Below are 1,095 nucleotides of genomic sequence, written 5' to 3'. Positions count from 1 at the left end.
GAATGAGGTCGTTTCAGATTATAAAACTCAAAATATGCACTCAATTGCTTTTTCGCATCTGTGACACTGCTATAAGCTTTGAGATACACCTCTTCATATTTAACGCTCCGCCATAATCGTTCAACCATCACATTATCTACCCATCGACCTTTACCATCCATACTGATTTGAATGCCATTTGATTTCAATACATCAATAAATGCATCACTGGTGAACTGACTGCCTTGGTCTGTATTCAATATTTCAGGTGATCCATCTTTTTCAATCGCTTCATTTAAAGCCGAAATACAAAAATCCACCTCCATACTAATCGATACCCTATGCGCAAGTACCTTGCGGCTATGCCAATCAATCACAGCACATAAATAAACAAAGCCTTTTGCCATAGGGATATACGTTATATCCGTAGACCACACTTGATTACTGCGCTGAATAGCCAATCCTTTGAGCAGATATGGATATTTACGGTGAGCTTGATTAGCCTGGCTTAAATTTGGTTTGCAATATAACGCCTGAATACCCATTTTCTTCATTAAAGTACGTGTATGACGTCGTCCTATATGATGCCCTTGACGATTCAACAAATCACGCATCATACGACTGCCTGCAAAAGGATATTGCATATGTAATTCATCAATACATCGCATCAGCTTCAGATCTGATGAGCTAACAGGTTTTGGGCGATAATAATAACAACCACGAGAGACTTTCAGTAACTTAGCTTGTTTAGATACTGAAATCTGAAGTGAGTGATCGATTAACTTTTGTGGTTGAAGCGGCCCAGTTTCTTCAACACACCTTCTAAAAAATCAATTTCTAATGCCTGCTCACCGATTTTTGCATGTAACTTTTTAAGATCAATGGGAGGTTCTGATGGAGCTTTTGATTGATCGAAAGCTTGTGAGGAAGCTGAGATCAATTGATTTTTCCAGTCAATAATTTGGTTTTGATGAACATCAAACTCAGAACTCAATTCAGCAAGTGTTTTTTCTGCTTTGATCGCAGCAAGTGCTACCTTAGCCTTAAAGTCGTTTGAATGATTTCTTCTTGGTCTACGTGCCATAAAATACTCCATATATTGATGTTTATAACATC

1 protein-coding gene is annotated in these 1,095 nt (G+C 38.0%); it reads right to left on the bottom strand.

What is annotated here, in order from left to right:
- Positions 1-1,075 (bottom strand): IS3 family transposase gene (locus ACEO2X_RS13875; protein WP_371972162.1). Its coding sequence is split into 2 segments (ribosomal slippage), with 1,076 coding nucleotides annotated over them: positions 1-811 and positions 811-1,075; the frame shifts between segments, so codons are not numbered across the junction. This gene is flagged as partial in the annotation.
- Positions 1,076-1,095: the final 20 nt, after the last annotated feature.

The organism is Acinetobacter sp. AL9 (genome assembly GCF_041464035.1).
Taxonomy (GTDB): domain Bacteria; phylum Pseudomonadota; class Gammaproteobacteria; order Pseudomonadales; family Moraxellaceae; genus Acinetobacter; species Acinetobacter towneri.
The sequence above is the reverse complement of the archived record's forward strand: the minus strand, read 5'-3'. Positions and strand labels throughout refer to the sequence as shown.